Origin of the sequence: Methanoculleus sp. UBA291, from assembly GCF_002499755.1 — an archaeon.
Classification (GTDB): domain Archaea; phylum Halobacteriota; class Methanomicrobia; order Methanomicrobiales; family Methanoculleaceae; genus Methanoculleus; species Methanoculleus palmolei.
Genome location: NZ_DANC01000061.1, coordinates 1 through 2,049, shown reverse-complemented (window position 1 = coordinate 2,049; position 2,049 = coordinate 1). Strand labels below are relative to the sequence as shown.

At 57.9% G+C, this 2,049-nt stretch carries 2 protein-coding genes; one reads left to right on the top strand and one right to left on the bottom strand.

The window, feature by feature from the left end:
• Positions 1 to 324, top strand: a 324-nt coding sequence (locus BP737_RS14350; protein ID WP_342686291.1) for an RNA-guided endonuclease TnpB family protein, incomplete at its 5' end; no start/stop codon positions are given.
• 182 nt (positions 325 to 506) lie between these two features.
• Here the strand turns inward: BP737_RS14350 and tpiA are convergent.
• Entirely contained in the window at positions 507 to 1,175 is a 669-nt protein-coding gene (gene tpiA, locus BP737_RS14345) for a triose-phosphate isomerase (RefSeq protein WP_292405512.1), read from the bottom strand.
• Positions 1,176 to 2,049: the final 874 nt, after the last annotated feature.

Sequence of the window (2,049 nt, the reverse complement as noted above, 5' to 3'; positions counted from 1 at the left end):
CAGAGTATCGGGGATGCATCGTGGAGTACGTTCTTCACGATGCTGGAATACAAGTGCCGAAAATACGGGAAGACCCTTCTCGCGATCGGGAGGTTTGATCCATCCTCGAAGATTTGCCATCAGTGTGGGCATCTCAAGCGGGATCTCACACTTTCAGACCGGGACTGGGTCTGTCCCGACTGCGGCACTCACCACGACCGTGACATCAACGCGGCAATCAATATCAAGAAATTTGCCCTGCAAGAGCAGAACCTTGTCGGGGTAGCAGGTGCGGAACGCGCCAGAGAGCCTGTGGACCCGGCCTTCAGTAGAGAGGAAGGATGATAGCCGGGAAGCCCCGTCCAAAAGGCGCGGGGTAGTTCACATCCTCAACGTATTGTTCACGCGAAGCCGCGAAAAGACGCGACATTGGATGAATGTTCCCCCTACATGCTCTTTATGGTCCCTGTGTCTTTTCTGTCCGGAAGGTATCCTGCACTCGAAAAACCCAAATTATGAAGGCCCGTCTAGATCAGAGAGACGAGATCACGGAGGACCGCTTCGGGGTCGTCGGCCTTGACGACGCTTGACGCAAGAAGGACGCCGGAAGTCCCGAGGTCGACGGCGATCTTTACGCACTCGCCCGACTGGATGCCCGCTCCGGTCAGGACTTTCGTCTCCGGGTTCACCGCCCTGACGGCGTTGACGGACCGCTCGATGATTCCCGGGTCGGCTTTCGAGACGGAGACCCCGCTCCCGATCAGTTCCGGGGGCTCTATCGCCACGTAGTCGGGGCGGAGGGCGGCGGCGGCGGCGCTTGTGGCGTCGTTGTTCGTGCAGACGACCGACTCCAGGTGAAGCCGTTGCGCGGCCCGGACGCAGGCGTCGATATCGGCCAGGGTGAGGCGGTGTTCGGAATGGTTGATCAGCGTGCCGCGTGCACCCGCTGCCCTGACGGCCTCGGGGAGAATATGGCCGGTATGAGCGCCGGGGGCGATCGCATCGATATGCTGGGCATAGACGGGTATCGCATAGTGGTGGCTCATCGGGTGGATCTCGGTGAAGACCGGCGCGATGCCGATGACGACGCCGCTCTCTCTCGCCACGGTCTCGGCCGCAGCGGCGATCCGGTGAGCGTTGCTGCCCATACCTTCCTGATAGGTCTTGAGATTGACCAGAATCAACGGTGAAACCATATCCATTACTCCCCAATAGGCGGGTACTTACCACGCATCGCTGCTGCCCGCCTTGAGTGGTGTGTTTGTTTATCACTGCGGTTATTAATATTGCTGTGATATATTGCATGCCATCTCTTCTTCTTTGCTGTGGTATTTTTGGTGCCGTTTTTTGCCTTTGGCTCAGGGCTTGAAGAATGCTTTTGAGGTTGTCCTCCCCCCGGTCATCTGAAGATATTCGGTCTTCTCATGTTCCGTTCCTGTGGAATGCCGCACGTCGCATGAGGCAATGCTACACGTGAAGTTTCAGGTGTAAAGTTCTACCGGAGAAAGCGGTGGTCGATGGCGCCGGGCGGCCTGAAACCTCCCTGCTCCGACGCCTGCGGCAGGGCGCGCGGCGGTCCCCTGTGCCCGACGCGGCCGTTCTTGCGGGGCGTAGATTATAACGGTTTTTTCTGCCCTCCGCACCCGGAAATCGCGGCGCGCACCGGAGGGAGCGAGTTGGTACGATATCCGATCCCGCCGCAAGACCGGCCATTCTCCCGCGCCCCCGACCCCCGGGATGGGATCGAAAACCCCGGTTTTGCGAACAACCGACGGACGTGTAGAGAGATTGGACAGAAAAGATAAATAGATTGACATCTATGTCCTTGTGCGGATGTCTGAAAATGGCGTTTGAAAAATGAGGGAGGTTCATCCCATCCGTCCAAGACCGGATGAACCCCCAAACAGCCCAGAAGGCAGAAGAGTAGTATGCATTCAATGTACTTAAAGATGCGCCTCTTTTGCCTCCGGGGATGTTATAGGAGGAAAAGTAAATGAACGGAAACATTGGAATGCGGGCGCTCTCCACGCTCTTCGCCGTGCTGCTGGTGAGTGTCGCGATGGTGCCGGC

Bases quoted from the DNA above. Each gene is read 5' to 3' on its own strand.
- tpiA (WP_292405512.1), bottom strand. From the start codon at position 1,175: ATGGTTTCACCGTTGATTCTGGTCAATCTCAAGACCTATCAGGAAGGT.